Here is an 18,988-nt window from a genome sequence, read left to right as displayed (position 1 = left end):
GGAATATAAATATGGCTGTTTTAGATGAAAATATTTTAATATATCGTTATTTTGAAGACATTGCACAAATTCCACATGGTTCATATAATGAAGAAGGAATTGCTGATTATATTGAGTCAGTTGCCAAACAACACAATCTTCGTTATGAAAGAGATGAGATGAATAATGTTATTGTGTTTAAGGAGGCAAGTCCAGGATATGAAAATCATGAGCCTGTTATGTTGCAGGCGCATACAGATATGGTGAATGAAAAAAATAAAGATAGTCAACATGATTTTGAACATGATCCATTAAAACTCTATGTAGAAGATGGTTTTTTGCATGCTGAAGGAACAACATTAGGAGCGGATGATGGATGTGGTGTATGCTATATGTTAGCTTTATTGACAGATGATAGCTTAGTGCATCCGGCATTAGAGTGTGTTTTCACTGTACAGGAAGAAGTAGGACTTTATGGTGCTGCAGGTTTAGATACGTCAGTGTTAAAAGCTAAGCGTCTGATTAATTTAGATAATGAGGAAGAAGGCGAAACATGTGTCTCATCTTCTGGTGGTAATGATTTACTTATTACGAAGGAAATCATGGGAGAAGATAATGAGTCACCTGTTTATGTTTTAGAAGTGAAAGGTCTTCTTGGAGGACATTCTGGTGGTTGTATTGATCAAGGAAGAGGAAATGCTAATAAAATTGCAGGGCGTATTTTATATCAATTGTTGAAAAATGGTATGGATATCCGTTTGATTGATATAACAGGTGGATTGAAAAACAATGCAATTCCTCGCGAATGCAGTGTTGCTTTCGCCAGTCAGCAATCCTATGAAGAATTAGCTCAGATTATTGGACAATGTGAAGAGGAAATCAAAAAAGAATTAGAAATCAGTGATTCTCATTTTTATGTTGAATTATTACAAGATGAATGCGATGTTTGTGTTTGTGCTAAAGACAGCGAAGCGATGATATCTATCATGTATTTATGTCCAAATGGATTATTAGAGATATCACCTGTTATTGAACATTTGCCTACTTTGTCGTTGAATATGGGTGTTATTCGCACACATGATAACAGTTTTACTATTGATTATTCACTGCGTTCACCATTAAAGAGTGCTCGTCAGCAATTGTGTATGCAAATTGAAGCTATTGCATCACTATATGGAGCTTTTGTACAGGTTTCAGGTGATTATCCAGGATGGGATTATGATCCGAATTCTTCTTTAAGAAATCAAGTAAAAGCGTTTTATCAGCAATATACAGGGACTCCTTTAAAAGAAGTGGCAACACATGGTGGTTTAGAAACAGGAGTTTTTAAACAGAAAATTCCAGATTTAGATATCGTGACTTATGGACCACATATGGAAGATATACATACACCGGATGAAAAACTAGATTTAGACTCTTATTTAAGAACTTATCAATGTTTAGTCGCTTTTTTGGAAACATTATAAGAGGGAATTATGGACTGTTCGTTAAAAAAACAATGTGGAAGTTGCCAGTATATAGGAATGGATTATTCCAAGCAACTTCTCATCAAAAAAGAAAAATGTCAAAGTTTGTTTCCTGATCATCATATCCATGAAGTTCACGGCATGCAACATCCTTATGATTATCGAAATAAAGTGATTGTTGCTTTTAATCAAAAATATGAATATGGTTTATACGAGGAAACATCTCATCGTATTGTTCCTATGACAAAATGCTTGCTTCATGATCAAGAGACGCATCATGTATTATCCCAAATTCAGAAAATACTCAAAAAATATCGTGTTTCTATTTATGATGAAAAGAGAAATAAAGGCTTTTTAAAGCATGTATTGATACGTCGTGCTGTTACAACAAATCAGACATTGGTTGTTTTGGTAGGTAGAGAGAATGTTATGAAAGGAAGTAAAAACTTTTGTCAGGAGCTTGTTCACGCTTGTCCATCAGTCAAATCTGTTGTTCTCAATATAAATCCTCGAAAAACAAGTGTTGTTTTATCAAAACAGGAAAAAGTCTTATATGGTAAAGGCTTCATTGTTGATCAATTGTGTCAGCTGACATTTAAAATATCAGCTCAATCGTTTTATCAGATTAATCATGAACAATGTACATACATGTATCACAAAATTTTAGAATTATTGAATCCTAGAAAGGAAGATGTGATTTTAGATGCTTATTGTGGTATTGGAACGATAGGTATGTTTTTATCAAAGTCTGTTGATAATGTTATAGGGGTAGAACTTAATCATGAGGCTTATAAAGATGCTAAGAATAACGCGAAAATGAATCACATAAACAATATTCAGTTTTATCATGATGATGCTTCAAAGTTTATTCAAACTTTAGCAGCTCAAAATGATCATGTTGATTGTGTGGTTATGGATCCACCGCGCTCAGGGAGTACAGAAGTGTTTGTGGAATCCATACGTGTTTTAAAACCTCGTCAAGTTATATATGTCTCTTGTAATCCTGTTACACTTGCAAGAGATTTACACTGGTTTTCGAATATAGGCTATGATAGTCAAGACATATATCCTATTGATATGTTTCCACATACTGAACATATAGAATGTATAACAGTTCTATCGCAAAAAAAATAGTCAATGATTCATTTTTTCTATATTTCAAAACTAAAAATTTCTAATAACCGAAATTTATAAAAAATTTCATAAAAATGATATACAAAATATGTCAATTCATATATAGTATTACAAGTATAAATAATCAATCAGGAGGGTTAATAATGATTGAAATATTAAAAGCAATTTTGTTTGGACTTGTAGAAGGTATTACAGAATGGCTTCCAATTAGCAGTACTGGACATATGATTCTACTTGACGAATTTATTAAATTGGATGTCACTTCAGAATTTTATAGTATGTTTCAGGTTGTGATTCAGCTAGGGGCTATTTTAGCAGTTGTGATTTTATTCTGGAATCAAATTTTCCCTTTTGGGAAAAAGGATAATCAGTATCCATTAGCACAGGATGGCATCTTATCATATGTCAAAGTTGATAAGATTGTGTTATGGGTTAAAATACTGGTAGCTTGTATACCGGCTGCTGTTGTTGGTGTATTATTTGATCAGCAGTTAGAAGCGCTGTTTTATAATTATCAGACTGTATCCATTGCTTTGATTGTTTTTGGTATTGCGTTTATTGTCATTGAAAACCGTAATGCACATCAGCGTAGTCGTGTCAATTCATTACGTAATATTACAATTCAGACTGCATTAATTATTGGTATTTTTCAGTTGGTTGCCGCTATTTTTCCAGGAACATCTCGTTCAGGTGCTACAATTGTAGGAGCTTTGTTATTGGGGGTTTCAAGAACTGTTGCTGCTGAGTTTACATTCTTTTTGGCGATTCCAGTGATGTTTGGAGCTTCATTGTTAAAATTGGTAAGATTTGGACTTCAATTTACTATGCAGGAAGCAACGATACTGATAGTAGGTATGGTTGTCGCATTTGTTGTTTCTATATTAGTCATTAAATTTTTAATGAACTATATTCAAAAACATGACTTTAAGGTTTTTGGATGGTATCGTATCATTTTAGGAATTATAGTCTTATTATATTTTATGTTTATGGGATAACACGATCATCATCGTGTTTTTCTTTATAAAAGGAGAATTTATGGAATACCGTATTGTCAATACATGTGATGAAGAACTCTATCAATTTTATTTGCGTCAAAAAAAGTATTTTTCTTTGTTTTCAGAAGATATCACATATGAATATATCCAACAAGATATGTTGGGTCCAAAAGGATTTGATGAAAAGAATCACTTTCATTATAAAATATATGATCAAAATCAAATGGTGGCATATATAGATTATTGTCTTGGATATCGTTATTCCATGGTTCATGATGAATCTTATATATGGATTGGATTATTTTTGGTTGATGAAAAGTTTTGGCGTCAACATTACGGAGAAAAAATAATCACTCAGTTTTGTCATCATTATCAAAATTATCAGGCCATACAATTAGCTTGTCTTTTGCAAAATAGGCAGGGGCAACAATTTTGGGAAGCCATGGGGTTTCATCGTATTGATTGTTCATATTCTGGTCATGAAGAAGTTATAGTATTTGAGAAGTGTTTAACAAAGGAGAAGTTATGAATTTAATTGATTTTTATAAAAGATATGATTCAACACAAAAAGAAAGTCTTTCTATTCATCGTATTTGCAATCTGTTCTCTTTATTGAGATTTATCTTTTTTTGTCTTACGATTTTATTCCTTTTATTAGGGTATTTTTCAAACAATATAGGATATGGATTTGCGATAGTCTGTCTGATTGCTTTTCTATGTATGATTTTCTTTCATAGTCGTTATAAAAAAAGAGACATTTATGCCCATGCTCTGTTAGAAACATATGCCAAACATGTGAAAAGAATGGAAGGAAAATGGAAAGATTTTTCATGTACAGGTGAGGAATTTTTAGATGAAAAAGATTATAAAAGTATAGATTTAGATATATTAGGAAGAAACTCTTTATATCAATTGATTTGTACTGCATTTACTCAACTAGGGAAAAAGAAACTGGCTCATCTATTAATAGAGGATCATACTTATGATGAAATACAACAAAGACAGCAGGCTGTCAAAGAATTGGCCAATAATCCTGAATTTGTTTTAAAACTGGAAACACTTGGAGCTATGATTCCCTCACAGAAAGCCAACTGGATTGATCAATGGATGGATTATATGAAAACACATCAAGTCTCATCTCTCACACCTTTTCTATTTGTATTACCTGTAATTGTATGTTTAAGTCTTATTTGTGTTATATTTCACTGGTATATGCCTTATAGTCAGGTTGTTTTAGAGATTGGAGTTGTTTTGCAGCTTTGTTTTGCTTTTTTGCGATATTTTCAACATCAGGAAATGTTTCAACCAATTGCATATCTTTCTTCAGGATTAGAAAGTTATGCACATATTTATGCACAAATTGTGAATAACTCTTTTGATTCATCATATTTGAAGTCGCTCCAATCTTGTCTATGTGAAAAAGACGATGCCGTTACAGCCATTCATCGCTTAGCAAATATAAGTCAGAAAATGATTTATCGTCAAAATATTTTTGCTTTTATTTTATTGAATGCATTGGGTATTTTTGATTTTTATATTCATTATCAATATGCCAAGTGGCTGAAAAAATATCAACAGCGAATACCAGAATGGTTTGATGCCTTAGCAGAAATAGAAGCTTTAATGAGTTTATCTATTTTAAAGATAGATCATTTTGATGTGGTATTACCAGAAATTCAGGAAGAAAAAGTCCTTTCTTTTCAAGATTTAAGGCATCCATTGATAGACCCTAAACAGGTTGTTGGTAATGATTTTTCTATGCAGGAATCTTTATGTATCATCACTGGTTCTAATATGTCTGGTAAGACAACTTTTATGCGTACAATTGCCCTCAATCTTGTTTTGGCTTATGCAGGAGGATATGTTTTTGGAAAACAAATGCTATGTTCACCTATGCATATGATGACATCAATGCGTGTCAAAGATAATGTTGAGGAAGGAATTTCAACATTTTATGGAGAATTACTGCGTATTAAAGATATGATTGATTTTTCTAAAAATCAAAAACCAATGATTTGTTTTATTGATGAGATTTTTAAAGGGACTAATTCATTAGATCGTATTGCTGGGGCAAAAGCAACTATTGAAAAGTTATCTTTACCTTATGCCTATGTTTTTTTAACAACACATGATTTAGAACTTGGTCAATTGAAAAGGCAAAATTATCATTTTGATGAATACTATCAGGATCAACACATATATTTTGATTATCGAATAAAAAAGGGACCATCTCAAAGTTCTAATGGACAATTTTTATTAAAACAAGTAGGAATCCTTGATGAATAGAGGAGGGAGAATTGTATATGAAAGAAAAAACAATGAGAGATATGTTTAAATTAACTTTTGGAGAAGAAGTAGGGAATGCTGTGAGTCATGGTGTTATGGCACTGATTTATTTATTATTATTGCCATTTGTTGCAGTTTATTCCTATATTCAAGGTGGTATTATTCGTAGTGTAGGCGTTTCTATCTTTATGATTTGTATGTTTTTAATGTTCTTGATTTCTACAATATATCATAGTATGGCTTATGAATCACAACAGAAATATATTTTTAGAAAATTAGACCATATTTGTATATATTTAGCTATTGCTGGAAGTTATACACCAGTCGCATTATGTGTTGTTAAAGGTTGGGTTGGAATTTTGATTTTGGTAATACAATGGTCTGCTGTTTTAGCGGGAATACTATTAAAAGCCATCTCAAAAAAATCATATCCGATTTTGTCTACTGCAATTTATTTAATCATGGGATGGGTTGCTATCTTATTTATTCCATTCCTGATTCATTCATCTTTTTGGTTTTTATTCTTCATTGTTTTAGGTGGAGTTATGTATTCAGTGGGTGTATTCTTTTATGCAAAACATAAAAAATTCTTTCATTTTGTTTGGCATCTTTTTATTAACTGTGCCAGTATTCTTCATTTTATTGCGATTGTATTCTTTATGTAAAAAAGCCTGGAGATTGGATTAGGTCCCATCTCTAGGCTTTATTTGTCTTCTGAATCAGGATAGAAAGTATCTAATATTTTTTCAGCAATCATTTTATATTGATTGCTTAAGAAACAAATCAACAACAATAAGATAACCATATGATCTGGATTATCTAAATTCATATGATGTTCTTCAACGACATTACAAGTAGAAACTGTAATATCATGAGATAACTGTTCTTTAATTTCTAGAAATTTATTGTAAATAGGTTCTATTTCTTCGATGTGTTCATGATAAGGTTGAAGAACTTTTTTGATTTCCTGAATGGAGATAGTGTTTTTTAATGAATATATAAGTAACATCTGTAAAATATGGTCTTTTGAATATTTTTTTCCTTTGATAGGTTTGATTAAACCTTCCTTAGAATAATTATTAATCATTGTTTTGGTAAGAAGTTTATCATCTTCGTGACGTTTGTTATTTGCAAGATTGATATCAAACAATGTCATAATCTGATCCATATATAAATCAAGAGAAGGAATATCCTCGGATTTTAATGAGCTCATATTTTCAATTTGTTTAAGAATATTGTCAAATGTTTCATTGTTCATAAAATCACCTCATAGATAATATACATGATTTTATAAAAAATAACAATATCTCGTTGACAAATGCTATAAATAAAATATAATAAATATATAAAGTAGTATTGAAAACTACATAAAAAGGAGTTGAAAATATGAATAAGTTGTTTCAAAAAGCAAAAGATCCTATTAGTAGTGAAACACATTTTATAGGTGCCTGTTTATCGTTATTGGGTTTATTCATTATGATTTTTGTAGGAGTTCATAAAGAAACGACGCCATCAATCTTATGGGCTGGAATTATTTTTGGAATCTCTTTGATTGCATTATATAGTGCAAGTTCAATTTATCACTTTTTTAATGGAAGTCAGAAAATAAATACAATTTTAAGAAAATTGGATCATTCTATGATTTATGTTTTGATTGTAGGAACATATACTCCAGTGGTGATATCATGTATGCCAGCACCACATTCTTATTATTTTTTAGCTGTTTTGTGGAGTGTTGCGATTATAGGAATTCTATTAAAAATATGTTGGCTAAATGCCCCACGTGCTATCGCAACAGCTATCTATTTAATATTGGGTTGGTCCATTGTCTTTGATTTTCAATCTTTCAGTGGCATTTCTTTACCATGTTTAGCATTGATTGCTTGTGGTGGAATTGCCTATTCTATTGGAGCATTTATATATATATTTAAGAAGCCAAATTTGAGTGAAAGATTTGGATTTCATGAACTTTTCCATATTTTTGTCATTATGGGGTCTGTTTTTCATTATTTAGCTATCGTTATTTTTATTCTATAAAAAGCATATCTATGCTTTTTTTCTTTGCTTTATATTATATTTTTGCTTATAATAGGAAATGGTGATAAAAGGATGAAAAAAATGAAATTAACATATCAAGCAATATTGCTATATATTATGACTTTTCTTGTAATCGTTATTGGCGATCAAATGACAAAGGTTATTATCAATCATACTCTTTCATATGGTGCAAGTTATGCAATTATAGATAACTTTTTTTACTTTACCTCTACTCATAACACAGGAGCAGCGTGGGGGATTTTAGCAGGAAGAATGAGTCTGTTTTTTATTGTCTCTTTGGTAGCGGCAGTAGGCATTATTTATTATTTTATTAAATCTGAACCTTATCAAAAATTAACACGTTTTGGACTGGTGCTTGTATTTGGAGGATTGGTTGGTAATTTAATTGATCGTCTTGTTTTTGGATATGTCAGAGACTTTATTGATTTTATTATTTTTGGTTACAATTTTCCTGTCTTTAATGTTGCTGATATTGCTATCACAGTAGGTGTTGCTTTGGCCATTTTAGAATTTGGAATAGAGGAGTATAAAGCATGGAAACTATCAAAATTACAGTAGAAATAGAAAATGTAGGTCAAAGACTTGATAAATTTTTAACTCTTAATTTGAAAAAAATGTCAAGAACTCAAATTCAACAATTGATTCATAACAAGAATGTTATGATAAATGATAAAGTTGTGAAAGCAAGTTATAAAGTGGAAGCTGGAGATATTTGTTGTATTATGATTCCTGAACCTGAAAACACAGATATTTTACCAGAAGATATTCCATTGGATATAGTTTATGAAGATCAGGATGTCATTGTTGTTAATAAACCAACAGGAATGATTGTGCATCCATCAGCGGGAATTTATTCAGGAACATTAGTCAATGCGTTATTGTATCATTGTCATGATTTATCAGGCATAAATGGTGTGATGCGACCAGGTATTGTTCATCGTATTGATAAAGAAACAAGTGGATTACTGATGGTAGCCAAAAATGATATGGCTCATCAAAGTTTAAGTCAGCAATTACAGGAACATACTGTGGTAAGACGATATATCGCTTTGGTTCATGGTTTAATTCCTCATGAATTTGGACGTATCGAAGCTCCTATTGGTCGTGACCCTCATGATAGACAAAAGATGACATGTACAGATAAAAATGCGAAAGAAGCCATTACCAATTTTAAAGTTATCGAACGTTTTAAAGATATGAGTTTAGTGGAATGTCGATTAGAAACAGGAAGAACACATCAAATTCGTGTCCATATGCAATACATTGGTTATCCTGTTTATGGAGATCCTCAATATGGTTTAAGACGTGATGATACAACTTATGGTCAATATCTTCATGCTAAAGTTTTAGGTTTTATTCATCCAAGAACGCATGAAGAAATGTATTTTGAAAGTGACTTGCCAGATTTCTTTGTAAAAAAAATAAGTGAGTTACGTCGTGAAATGGAGGAATAACAAATGTCAAAAGTGATTAGCTGGGATCAGTATTTTATGGGAATTGCAAAGTTGTCAGCATATCGATCAAAAGATCCAAACACACAAGTCGGAGCATGTATAGTAAGTCCAGAAAATAAAATTGTAGGTGTTGGCTACAACGGATTACCTTGGGGATGTGAAGATGATGAATTTCCTTGGGATAATCGCGAAGGGGAGATGTATAATACCAAATATCCTTATGTTGTGCATGCTGAATTGAATGCTATTTTAAATAGTATTCAAAATTTAAAGGGTTGTCGTATATATGTATCCTTATTTCCTTGTCATGAATGCGTGAAAGCTATTATTCAAAGTGGTATTCAAAAAATTATCTATGAAGATGATAAATATAATGATACACCAAGTGATCGTGCTGCAAAACGCATGTTAGATGCTGCCGGTGTTGTTTATCAGAAAATGGAGCGTTTTGATATTTCTATTATGTAAAAAATCCTAAAATAGGATTTTTTTGTTTATAATAAAAAAAGAATGGTTAGCCATTCTTACTGTTCTTTCAATAATGCTTTTACACGTTTTGTATTAGTGAAATTCAACTTAACAACTTTTGTTAAAATATTTTCACCATATTTAGAAGCAATTTTTGCTGCAACAACATCAACTTGAGAACTTGTTCCACGAAGTAAATTCATCTTTAAGCTTTTTGTCATATTAGCAAAATATTGTAAATATGCATATTGAGACAAAATTTCTGCTGCTAATACTGCCATGTATTTCTTTTCAGCATCTGAAACAAACATGAGATCTTTAACAACAATAACTTCATTTTTTAAATAATTAAAATATGTCTTTGGAGAAACAAATTGATTAATCACTTTTACCTTTACATTTTGTTTGACTTTCTGCATAACATTCACTGTTGCCTGATTGTAGAGTTTTGATTTTATATTAGCTTGGTTAAATCCATCATGAATCATTTTATTGTAATGTGAATTATCAAGAATCAAAAGGCTATAAATCAATTTATCCTTTATTAATTTTGCACATTGAACAATTTCACGATTACTTAAAGCGGTTATATCATCGATTTTGAGTTCTTTTAAAAGCTCTATATCTTTTTCCGTGACATAACAAGACACAACACATATAGGACCTAAATAATCAGCTGAACCAGTTTCAGCACATCCAATATGATGATACGGAAAAATATCTTTATCATTTATTGTTATATTAGCTAATTCTTTTGCAATTTTCTTTGACCAGTGTTTGGCTTCCTGCAAAGCATTGTTCCCTGAAAACTCAACAGTATTATTATCTCTAGCGATAATATCGCAACCGATAGCATGTGCTTTAAATATAAGGTTTGTGACATCAACTGGAACCATTTGACTATCGTAATATTTTTTCATTTTCTCCAATGTATTTTGATTGACTTTAAGTATAATTGGTTCCACGTTTATCACCTCATTCTTATTTTAACATAATTTTGTCAATTTTGACAGAACATTTTTCAAATGTTATAATAACGGCGTTTATAAGGAGGGTTTTTCTTGAATTTTTTTTCTATAGATTTGATTTGTATCGTCTTTTTGATGATTATGGCGATTTTTGGCTATATAAAAGGCTTTATTACAAGGCTTTATGATGTTATCAGTTTTTTGATTGTATTATTTCTTGTGTATTTATTATCAGATCCTCTTGCTTCCGTTTGGAAAGTCTATCAGTATCAAGAAACTGATTTGATATCATCCATGTTTGGTGCAATGATAAACAAAATAATAATTGCATTGATTTTATTTATCGTTTTAATGATTATAAAAAAGATAGTTGGTCATTTCATAAAACCACTTTTAAAAGGTTTGATGCATACTTTTTCTTTAACAACTTTTGTAGATCGTTTTTTAGGTATAATCTTAAGTGTTATAGAAGGTGTAATTTATATATATCTGATTTTGGTGTTTATCTATATTCCTTTTTTTGAAAACAGTAAGCAGCAGATTGAAAATTCACAAATTGCTCATGCTATTACACAATTAGTGCCAGAAGTCAGTCAATCAGTTATGGATATTCAAGTTCTTCAGCATCAGGATGAAAATTTAGATCAATATTCTTTAGATGTTTTGACACGTTTAACGTTCAATGCGCTGGATTTAAATTTAATTAATGAAGAAGACGCTTTGAAAATTTTTGAAGAATATATTCTTAATCAAGAACAGACAAATTCACTTCAATTGACAGATTCACAGGCTCAGAAATTAAGAGAATTATTAGAAAATTCAAATTATTCAACACAACAAATCCAGAATATTTTATCTGAAATGAAAGGATGAGATAGGATAATGAAAACAATATATGAAACGTTAGAAATGAATGTGATTCAACAAAAATTAAAAACTTTTTGTGCATCATCTATGGGAAAAAAACAAATCGATGATTTAGCTGTGTTTTCGGATGAAGATGATCTCAATGAGGCATTGGATAAAGTAGATGAAGCTATGAAGCTCATTAATATTCAAGGGAGAATGCCTTTGGGTGGCTTAAGTGATATCTCATTAAGTTTAAAAAAAGCGAATCGAGATGGTTCTTTAAATGGTGAAGAATTGTTGCAGATACAGGCGCATTTAGAATGTATTGTCAATGTTCAAAACTATTTCAATGCTAGTGATATTTCAACTCATTATTTAACTGAATTGGCCGATGGTTTAGAACCACATACACATTTGTTGGATGAAATCAGAAGATGTATTGCTGCTGATGGAACAATGAATGATCATGCCAGTCCTCAACTTTATCATATTCGTAAACAAATCAAAAGTTTACAGTCACAAGTCAGATCAAGGATGGAACATCTCGTGAAAGAAAATCAGGACTTTTTGTCTATTGATCAAATGACTTCAAGAAATGATCGTCTGGTCTTACCAGTATCTATTTCTTATAAAAATCAGGTTCAGGGATTGGTTCATGCCCAAAGTGCAACAGGACAAACTGTTTATATTGAACCTGCTGATGTTGTCAATATGAATAATCAAATCAGCCTTTATGAGGCACAAGAAAAAGAAGAAATCCAAAAGATTCTTTATCAACTTTCTCAAATTGTCAAAGGTCATTATCATCAATTTCAATTTAATTTGGAGATATTGGCTGAATTAGATTTTATTTTTGCAAAAGCACAACTAGGTGTTTCCTTTCATTGTACACGCCCAATCATTGAAAAAGATGGTGATGTTTTATCCTTTATTGAAGCTAGACATCCATGCATTGATCAAAATAAAGTGATTGCCAATGACATTATATTAAAAAAACAGAGAGTTTTACTGATTACAGGTAGCAATACAGGTGGGAAAACAGTGACATTAAAAACCGCAGGACTATTGTCTTTTATGGCGTTATGTGGTTTGCCTGTCCCTGCAAGCGAAGCTACTGTTCCATTATTTGATCATATTTTTGTAGATTTGGGAGATGAACAGTCTATCGAACAGTCTTTATCTACATTTTCCAGTCATATGATGAAAATCATTGATATTCTCAAATATGCAAGTTCTTCAAGTTTAGTTATTTTAGATGAAATTGGTTCGGGAACTGATCCTCAAGAGGGAGAAAGTCTTGCGGAAGCTATTTTATCTCGCTTTATTGATATGAAATCTTTTGTGCTGGCAACAACACATTATGGAAGACTCAAAACATTTGCTCAAGAACATCCTGAGATTCTTATGGCATCAGTCACTTTTGATATGGAATCTATGAAACCGACATATCATCTTCAGCTGGGAAGTATTGGGCAATCTTATGCTATTGAAATTGCAGAGCTTTTAGGAATGGATCAACACATTGTTGAGAGTGCTCGTCTTATTAAAGAAAGCTCTATGAGTGAACATGAAAAACTGATGGAATCACTGCAAAAGCAAGAAGACATTCTCCAACAGAAGGATGAACAGCTAAAGCTAGCACAACAAGAAACTCAGCTGCTGAAACAAAAATATGAAAAACAATTGAAACAGTTAGAAAATCAAAAAATGCAATTGATTGAGAAAGCTAAGGATGAAGCCAATCAAATTGTTGAAAAAGCAAAAGAAGATGTTCAAGATATTTTGGATACAATGAAACAATCTTCTCTTAAACAGCATGAAGTGATTCAGACAAAACATGATTTAGATAAACTTAAATTTGTAAAAGAAGAAGTTTCTTTTAAACAGGATCATGAATTACATGTTGGTGATCATGTTCGTGTCATCAAAATGAATAGAGAGGGAGATATTGTTGAGATTTTAAAAAATCATATGATTATGGTATCTTTATCAGGATTAAATATTAAACTTCATGAAGATGAAGTGGTCTATTTACATCCTCCAACAAAAGTCAAAAAAGTGAAAAAGGCATCTGTTAAGAAATCTTCTGTCCAAAAAACGGGAACTTATGAACTCAATATTATTGGAAAAAGATATGAGGAAGCTATGGATATGGTAGATAAATTTTTAGATGATGCCATCGTTCTAGGTTATCCACATGTTCGTATTATTCATGGAATGGGAACAGGCGCACTTAGAAAAGGAATAAGAAAAATTTTAGAAAAGAACAAAAATGTAGTCTCTTATCGTGACGGAGGACCTAATGAAGGCGGATTAGGTGCGACACTTGTTTATTTTGAATAATGAATACATTGATAAAAAATAAACTCTCTTTATTGCCATCTTCGCCTGGATGCTATCTTATGAAAAATAAAGAGGGTAAAGTTATATATGTTGGAAAAGCAAAAAAACTAAAAAATCGTGTTCATTCTTATTTTGTGGGGGCTCATAATTATAAAACAACAAAACTTGTGAGTGAGATAGAGGATTTTGATTATATTGTCACTGATAGCGAAAAAGAAGCACTGCTTTTAGAAATTAATCTTATTAAGGATTATGCACCACAATACAATATTATGTTTATGGATAATACGTATTATCCATATATTCAAATGACAAATGAAAAACATCCTCGCTTACGTATCGTGCGTAATGCTAAAGAAAAAAAGGCTAAGCATTTTGGTCCGTTTCCAGATGCAACAGCGGCTAGAGAAACCTTTAAATTGTTAAATCGTCTTTATCCTTTAAGAAAATGCAATCACATTCCTAAAAAACCATGTTTATACTATTCTTTAGGACAGTGTCTGGCTCCATGTATTCAGGATGTTGATGAAAATATATATGTTGATATCAAAAAATCCATTACGAAACTATTGAATGGTGATATTAAAGAAAAGGTTAATGAACTTACAGACAAAATGAGTAAAGCGAGTGAGGAATTGAATTTTGAACAGGCCAAAGAATATAGAGATCTGATTTCTCATATTCGTTATGTGACTGCTAAACAGCATGTCCAGTTTAATGATCAGATCGATCGAGATATTTTAGGTTATTATATAGATCATGGTTATTTAAGTATTCAATTGTTTTTTATGCGTCATGGAAAATTATTATCTCGTGATTTGAATTTAATTCCAATTGAAGATAATGTTCAAGATAGTTTACAGCAATTTATGGTCACTTTTTATCAAAACAATACGTTACCTAAAGAAATTCTAGTGCCACAGGATATGGATGTTGATTTGCTTGTGGAAATTCTTGACTGTAAAATATTAAAACCACAAAAAGGAAATAAAGCATCACTTGTTCAAATGGCTATTGAAAATGCGAAAGAATCTTTAGAAAAAAAGTTTCAGCTTATGGAAAAAAACGAAGCAGCAACTATCGGTGCCATTCAGCAATTGGGAGAAATTTTGCATATTCAGCCACCACATATTATAGAATTGTTTGACAATTCTAATATACAGGGGGCTTATGCTGTGGCGGGAATGGTTTGCTTTAAAGATGGTGTGCCTTCTAAAAAGGACTATCGCAAATTTAAAATCAAAACTGTTGAAGGGCCTGATGATTATGGTAGTATGCGAGAAGTTATTTATCGTCGCTATTATCGTGTTTTAATGGAAAAGCTAACACCACCTGATATGATTATAGTGGATGGGGGATTGGGACAAATTCATGCGGCACAGGAAGTTATTGATTCTTTAGGAATGAATATTCCAGTGTGTGGACTCGCCAAAGATGATAAGCATTCAACAGCTATGCTTTTAGACACAGAAGGCAAGCCTGTTTCTATTCATCCAAAAAGTGAATTGTTTTTTCTCTTAACACGTATGCAAGATGAGGTCCATCGTTATGCTATTAGTTTCCATAAAAATGTACGTTCTAAGTCTTTATTTTCATCAACTTTAGATCAAATTGAAGGAATTGGTCCAAAAAGAAAAAAACAATTATTACAACATTTTAAAAGTGTTAAAAGAATGAAGGAGGCATCTTTGGAAGAACTTATGGAAGTTGTTCCAGAAAAAGTTGCAAAAGATCTTTATGAATCTTTGCATACAAATGAGCACAGCTCATGATATTCTCTCATATATTAATTTGGGAGGGTTACCATGCATTCCTTATTAACAAAACGTGAGAAAGAGATATTTACCCTTTTGGTAAAATCTTATACAACAAAAGAAATTGCACAACAATTATATATCAGTGAAAAGACAGTCCGTAATCATATTTCTAATGTGATTCAAAAGCTTGGTGTTGAATCTCGTATTCAAGCTGTCTTGGAACTTGTGAAGATGAAAGAGATTGATTTGTAGAAATCAATTTCTTTTCTTTAAAAATAAGACAATATGTATTATAATAACCAAGAAAGGGTGATGAGATGAAATTAAAGATTTGGCATTTATTTCTGGTGATTACCATTTTATTTAGTTGCTCTTTTTATATTGTTAATCTCCATTTTGATAAATTTTATAGAGTCAATGGTATTAACAATGATAATCGTTTTTTTATTGAAAAGTATTTAAGTAGTGAGGAACAAGAATATTTAATAGATAATCAGATATCGATTGATTTATTTATTGATTATATTGAGTATGATGATTTTCAATTAGTTAATTATCAATATTATAATTTATTAAAGGAAACAAATCGTTATCAGAAAGTTGAAGATATATTGGAAACCGGAAATTCATTAGCTACACGTTTGGAATATTTATATCGCCAGCAGGCATATAGTCAGGCTGAAATATTGGTACATAATGGATTGGAACTGGCTTTTTTAAATACTGAGAATTTTAATTTTGATTACATCAACATCTATACATTAGTGAAAAAATTATATGATGAAAATGATTATTCATATATTCAAGATAGTGAAAAGTATATTTTGAATTTACAGGATATGGGGTATGATTCTCTAAAGGATATTGAGAATATTATGACTATGTTAACACAGGCATATGATCAGTCATCATTAGATCATTTATTGTCGGCGACTTTACCGGCGGATACTCATATTGTTTTTGATCCATATGAATTAGATACATTAGTTAATGAGCAGAATTATATAGGTGAATATGAACCAGATGACTTGTTATTGGTACAAGATATTCCAAGAGTGAGATATACAATGTATTTACAAAAAGATGCATATAATGCGTTGTTGAAGATGTATGCGGATTTAAGTCAGGAATATAAAGGTTTTTTACTAAGAAGTGCCTATCAGTCAGCACAAATGTTATCAGATGATGAAGTGGGATATAATGAAGCACAACTTGGTTTGACTATTGAAGTGACACAATCTGAATTGTCATACCAAGATTTTGCAAAGACAGAGATGTCCAAATGGTTAGAAGAACATGCTCATGAGTATGGCTTTATTTTAAGGTATCCACAACGTAAAGGATCTATTACAAATCATGCTTATGATGCTCATATCTATAGATATGTTGGGAAATCTTTGGCACAGTCTTTATATGAATCTAATTTAACATTAGAAGAATATCAATTACAGAATAAGGGAGAATAATTATGAATAATCCAATTGGAATCTTTGATTCAGGAGTAGGGGGATTAACTGTTCTTGACTATATGCGAGAACAATTTCCTCATGAAAATATGATTTATATTGGGGATAATGCACATTGTCCTTATGGAGATAAAACGAAAGAACAGCTTTTATCATATACGCGTAAAATTTGTGAGTATTTTATTGCTCAAAAAGTGAAAATGATTGTTTTGGCCTGTAATACAACAAGTGCAAATGTACTAGATGAGTTACAGAAATTATATCCACAAACTCCTATTGTTGGTGTTATTCATTCTACTATTCATGAGTTTCTGGCACGTCATCATCAGAACGTTTTGGTGATTGCCACAACAGCAACAATCCAATCACATAAATATAGAGATCTGATTTTAGAATATGATTCTCAGGTTCAAGTTCATGAGCTGGCAACACCTAAACTTGTCCCCATTATAGAATCAGGGGCTTATAAACAGGGGGTTCAGTCACTTTTATCTGAATATTTATCTCCATATAGACAAAAGATAGATGCTTTAATTTTGGGGTGTACACATTATCCAATTTTGTTAGAACAAATTCAAGAAGTGATTCCTGATATTGATTATATTTCTAGTAGTGCTTCTATTTGTCAGGAAGTTGCCTCATATCTTAAAAACCATCAATTACAGAATCAATCTCTGGATGCTGGAAGTATCCACATTTATACAACTGGAAATGTCGATTCTTTTGTTCAATCTTCAATAGGTTTTTTTGAGTATCAGCACTTAAAAGCCAAACATCTTGATTTAAAAAAAGGTTCATTATGAATCTTTTTTTCATATTTTCGATTTTTTTACATATGTTATGATGAGGTGGCAACATGAATAAGAAAATAATCATGATCGCGATAGTCATAGCATGTTTAACATATGCTTCGTTTCTTTATTTAAAAAAGGATGATGATCAGCAGGTTGAAGAAACAAATATAGAAACCATTATTTATAAAGATGAAGAAGGAGATTTGATTCCTGTTAATGTGAATGTTCATAATCAAATGGAAATGGAAACTGATATAAGAAATAAACTGGATTTAATGAAATCTTCTCAAATGGAGTCCTATGGTTTATATCCGCTTTTTGATTCTCGATTAGAAATACAGTCTTTAGAATTGGAAGATGGTGTTTTATCAGTTAGTTTTAATGATTACTTATATTCCAATCAAGATGCACTTGATATTTTAGAGGCATTAACTTATGTTTTCACTGATTATGATGATGTACAGCAATTAAAATTACAAATAGATGGTCAAAATATAACTTACTTACCTAATAGTATAATACCTTTAAATCAATTAACAAAAAATCTTGGTTTAAACAATTTTGAAGAGGCTTCATTTCTCTTACATCAGAGTATACCCGTTATGATTTATCGTGAAAAAAATATCCATGATTATCTATACTATGTTCCCACGACTTTAAGAATTAATGAGAATGATTCATTAGAAGATCAAGTTCAAACAATCTTGAATCATTTGAATAGCCAAATCAATTTGTTAAGTGTATCGCAGGAAGATAATGTTTTAAATATTGAACTTGATTCTAATATCTTATTGGATAATGAGACTATTGATCATACTTTAGAAGAACTGATTGTTTTATCTTTAACCTCATTAGAGGGTGTTGAGGATGTACAAATTCTTATTAATGGAGAAAATGTAAGAAATCAGGAAACTTCACAAATTTTTTATAACTATATCAAAATGTAGAAGTTTTTGATATAATAATCTTTA

At 31.1% G+C, this 18,988-nt stretch carries 19 protein-coding genes; 17 read left to right on the top strand and 2 right to left on the bottom strand.

Annotation, left to right across the window (positions count from 1 at the left end; all coding sequences use genetic code 11):
• Window positions 1–11 precede the first annotated feature (11 nt).
• The 6 genes from pepD to trhA (ACZYT4_RS02390) all read left to right on the top strand — a co-directional run bounded on the left by pepD (window position 12) and on the right by trhA (ACZYT4_RS02390) (window position 6,525).
• Window positions 12–1,445, top strand: a complete 1,434-nt coding sequence (pepD, locus tag ACZYT4_RS02415; RefSeq protein ID WP_463782060.1) for a beta-Ala-His dipeptidase — start codon at window positions 12–14, stop codon at window positions 1,443–1,445.
• 9 nt (window positions 1,446–1,454) lie between these two features.
• Entirely contained in the window at window positions 1,455–2,579 is a 1,125-nt protein-coding gene (gene rlmD, locus ACZYT4_RS02410) for a 23S rRNA (uracil(1939)-C(5))-methyltransferase RlmD (protein ID WP_463782059.1), read from the top strand.
• A 143-nt stretch (window positions 2,580–2,722) separates the two neighbouring features.
• Window positions 2,723–3,574, top strand: coding sequence for an undecaprenyl-diphosphate phosphatase (locus ACZYT4_RS02405; RefSeq protein WP_463782058.1), 852 nt, complete (start codon window positions 2,723–2,725; stop codon window positions 3,572–3,574).
• A 40-nt stretch (window positions 3,575–3,614) separates the two neighbouring features.
• The gene (locus ACZYT4_RS02400) at window positions 3,615–4,103 is read left to right on the top strand and encodes a GNAT family N-acetyltransferase (protein WP_463782057.1); all 489 of its coding nucleotides are present in this window, start codon (window positions 3,615–3,617) and stop codon (window positions 4,101–4,103) included.
• Window positions 4,100–5,860: a MutS-related protein gene (locus ACZYT4_RS02395; RefSeq protein WP_463782056.1), complete on the top strand. Its 1,761-nt coding sequence runs from the start codon at window positions 4,100–4,102 to the stop codon at window positions 5,858–5,860. The genes ACZYT4_RS02400 and ACZYT4_RS02395 overlap by 4 nt, the downstream gene beginning before the upstream one ends.
• Before the next feature lie 17 nt (window positions 5,861–5,877).
• Window positions 5,878–6,525 carry a PAQR family membrane homeostasis protein TrhA gene (trhA, locus tag ACZYT4_RS02390; RefSeq protein WP_463782055.1) on the top strand — a complete coding sequence of 216 codons (648 nt, stop codon included), beginning with the start codon at window positions 5,878–5,880 and terminating at the stop codon, window positions 6,523–6,525.
• Window positions 6,526–6,563: 38 nt separating this feature from the next.
• Here the strand turns inward: trhA (ACZYT4_RS02390) and ACZYT4_RS02385 are convergent, their stop codons facing one another.
• Complete coding sequence (locus ACZYT4_RS02385; protein WP_463782054.1) at window positions 6,564–7,118, bottom strand: DUF1836 domain-containing protein; 555 nt, start codon at window positions 7,116–7,118, stop codon at window positions 6,564–6,566.
• A gap of 128 nt (window positions 7,119–7,246) precedes the next feature.
• Between ACZYT4_RS02385 and trhA (ACZYT4_RS02380) the strand changes: the two genes are divergently transcribed.
• From trhA (ACZYT4_RS02380) to ACZYT4_RS02365, 4 genes are all read left to right on the top strand, one after another.
• A complete protein-coding gene (trhA, locus tag ACZYT4_RS02380) occupies window positions 7,247–7,897 on the top strand; it encodes a PAQR family membrane homeostasis protein TrhA (RefSeq protein WP_463782053.1) in 651 nt (216 codons plus the stop codon).
• A 72-nt stretch (window positions 7,898–7,969) separates the two neighbouring features.
• The gene (lspA, locus tag ACZYT4_RS02375; RefSeq protein ID WP_463782052.1) at window positions 7,970–8,476 is read left to right on the top strand and encodes a signal peptidase II; all 507 of its coding nucleotides are present in this window, start codon (window positions 7,970–7,972) and stop codon (window positions 8,474–8,476) included.
• Window positions 8,452–9,372, top strand: coding sequence for an RluA family pseudouridine synthase (locus ACZYT4_RS02370; protein ID WP_463782051.1), 921 nt, complete (start codon window positions 8,452–8,454; stop codon window positions 9,370–9,372). Before lspA ends, ACZYT4_RS02370 begins: the two co-directional genes overlap by 25 nt.
• A 3-nt stretch (window positions 9,373–9,375) precedes the next feature.
• Entirely contained in the window at window positions 9,376–9,840 is a 465-nt protein-coding gene (locus ACZYT4_RS02365; RefSeq protein ID WP_463782050.1) for a deoxycytidylate deaminase, read from the top strand.
• 56 nt (window positions 9,841–9,896) lie between these two features.
• Here the strand turns inward: ACZYT4_RS02365 and rnhC are convergent, their stop codons facing one another.
• A complete protein-coding gene (gene rnhC, locus ACZYT4_RS02360; protein WP_463782049.1) occupies window positions 9,897–10,805 on the bottom strand; it encodes a ribonuclease HIII in 909 nt (302 codons plus the stop codon).
• Between the two features lie 96 nt (window positions 10,806–10,901).
• On the opposite strand from rnhC, the gene ACZYT4_RS02355 reads away from it, so the two are divergent.
• From ACZYT4_RS02355 to ACZYT4_RS02325, 7 genes are all read left to right on the top strand, one after another.
• On the top strand, window positions 10,902–11,681 hold the full coding sequence (locus tag ACZYT4_RS02355) for a CvpA family protein (RefSeq protein ID WP_463782048.1): 780 nt from the start codon (window positions 10,902–10,904) through the stop codon (window positions 11,679–11,681).
• A 9-nt stretch (window positions 11,682–11,690) separates the two neighbouring features.
• On the top strand, window positions 11,691–14,000 hold the full coding sequence (locus ACZYT4_RS02350; RefSeq protein WP_463782047.1) for an endonuclease MutS2: 2,310 nt from the start codon (window positions 11,691–11,693) through the stop codon (window positions 13,998–14,000).
• Window positions 14,000–15,772 carry an excinuclease ABC subunit UvrC gene (uvrC, locus tag ACZYT4_RS02345; RefSeq protein ID WP_463782046.1) on the top strand — a complete coding sequence of 591 codons (1,773 nt, stop codon included), beginning with the start codon at window positions 14,000–14,002 and terminating at the stop codon, window positions 15,770–15,772. The genes ACZYT4_RS02350 and uvrC overlap by 1 nt, the downstream gene beginning before the upstream one ends.
• 33 nt (window positions 15,773–15,805) lie before the next feature.
• Window positions 15,806–16,009: a helix-turn-helix domain-containing protein gene (locus ACZYT4_RS02340; RefSeq protein WP_463782045.1), complete on the top strand. Its 204-nt coding sequence runs from the start codon at window positions 15,806–15,808 to the stop codon at window positions 16,007–16,009.
• A 65-nt stretch (window positions 16,010–16,074) separates the two neighbouring features.
• Window positions 16,075–17,223, top strand: coding sequence for a M15 family metallopeptidase (locus ACZYT4_RS02335; RefSeq protein WP_463782044.1), 1,149 nt, complete (start codon window positions 16,075–16,077; stop codon window positions 17,221–17,223).
• A gap of 2 nt (window positions 17,224–17,225) precedes the next feature.
• A complete protein-coding gene (murI, locus tag ACZYT4_RS02330; RefSeq protein ID WP_463782043.1) occupies window positions 17,226–18,026 on the top strand; it encodes a glutamate racemase in 801 nt (266 codons plus the stop codon).
• A gap of 53 nt (window positions 18,027–18,079) precedes the next feature.
• Complete coding sequence (locus tag ACZYT4_RS02325; protein WP_463782042.1) at window positions 18,080–18,964, top strand: GerMN domain-containing protein; 885 nt, start codon at window positions 18,080–18,082, stop codon at window positions 18,962–18,964.
• Window positions 18,965–18,988: the final 24 nt, after the last annotated feature.

The sequence above is a fragment of the Massilimicrobiota sp. mt181 genome (assembly GCF_055420065.1).
Note: the sequence above shows the minus strand (reverse complement) of the source record. Positions and strands in the feature narration are given on the sequence as shown.

Bases quoted from the DNA above. Each gene is read 5' to 3' on its own strand.
- ACZYT4_RS02335 (WP_463782044.1), top strand. From the start codon at position 16,075: ATGAAATTAAAGATTTGGCATTTATTTCTGGTGATTACCATTTTATTT.
- ACZYT4_RS02370 (WP_463782051.1), top strand. From the start codon at position 8,452: ATGGAAACTATCAAAATTACAGTAGAAATAGAAAATGTAGGTCAAAGA.
- ACZYT4_RS02405 (WP_463782058.1), top strand. From the start codon at position 2,723: ATGATTGAAATATTAAAAGCAATTTTGTTTGGACTTGTAGAAGGTATT.
- trhA (WP_463782053.1), top strand. From the start codon at position 7,247: ATGAATAAGTTGTTTCAAAAAGCAAAAGATCCTATTAGTAGTGAAACA.
- ACZYT4_RS02365 (WP_463782050.1), top strand. From the start codon at position 9,376: ATGTCAAAAGTGATTAGCTGGGATCAGTATTTTATGGGAATTGCAAAG.
- ACZYT4_RS02340 (WP_463782045.1), top strand. From the start codon at position 15,806: ATGCATTCCTTATTAACAAAACGTGAGAAAGAGATATTTACCCTTTTG.
- rlmD (WP_463782059.1), top strand. From the start codon at position 1,455: ATGGACTGTTCGTTAAAAAAACAATGTGGAAGTTGCCAGTATATAGGA.
- ACZYT4_RS02385 (WP_463782054.1), bottom strand. From the start codon at position 7,118: ATGAACAATGAAACATTTGACAATATTCTTAAACAAATTGAAAATATG.
- ACZYT4_RS02400 (WP_463782057.1), top strand. From the start codon at position 3,615: ATGGAATACCGTATTGTCAATACATGTGATGAAGAACTCTATCAATTT.
- ACZYT4_RS02350 (WP_463782047.1), top strand. From the start codon at position 11,691: ATGAAAACAATATATGAAACGTTAGAAATGAATGTGATTCAACAAAAA.
- lspA (WP_463782052.1), top strand. From the start codon at position 7,970: ATGAAAAAAATGAAATTAACATATCAAGCAATATTGCTATATATTATG.
- ACZYT4_RS02325 (WP_463782042.1), top strand. From the start codon at position 18,080: ATGAATAAGAAAATAATCATGATCGCGATAGTCATAGCATGTTTAACA.
- ACZYT4_RS02395 (WP_463782056.1), top strand. From the start codon at position 4,100: ATGAATTTAATTGATTTTTATAAAAGATATGATTCAACACAAAAAGAA.
- pepD (WP_463782060.1), top strand. From the start codon at position 12: ATGGCTGTTTTAGATGAAAATATTTTAATATATCGTTATTTTGAAGAC.
- trhA (WP_463782055.1), top strand. From the start codon at position 5,878: ATGAAAGAAAAAACAATGAGAGATATGTTTAAATTAACTTTTGGAGAA.
- murI (WP_463782043.1), top strand. From the start codon at position 17,226: ATGAATAATCCAATTGGAATCTTTGATTCAGGAGTAGGGGGATTAACT.
- uvrC (WP_463782046.1), top strand. From the start codon at position 14,000: ATGAATACATTGATAAAAAATAAACTCTCTTTATTGCCATCTTCGCCT.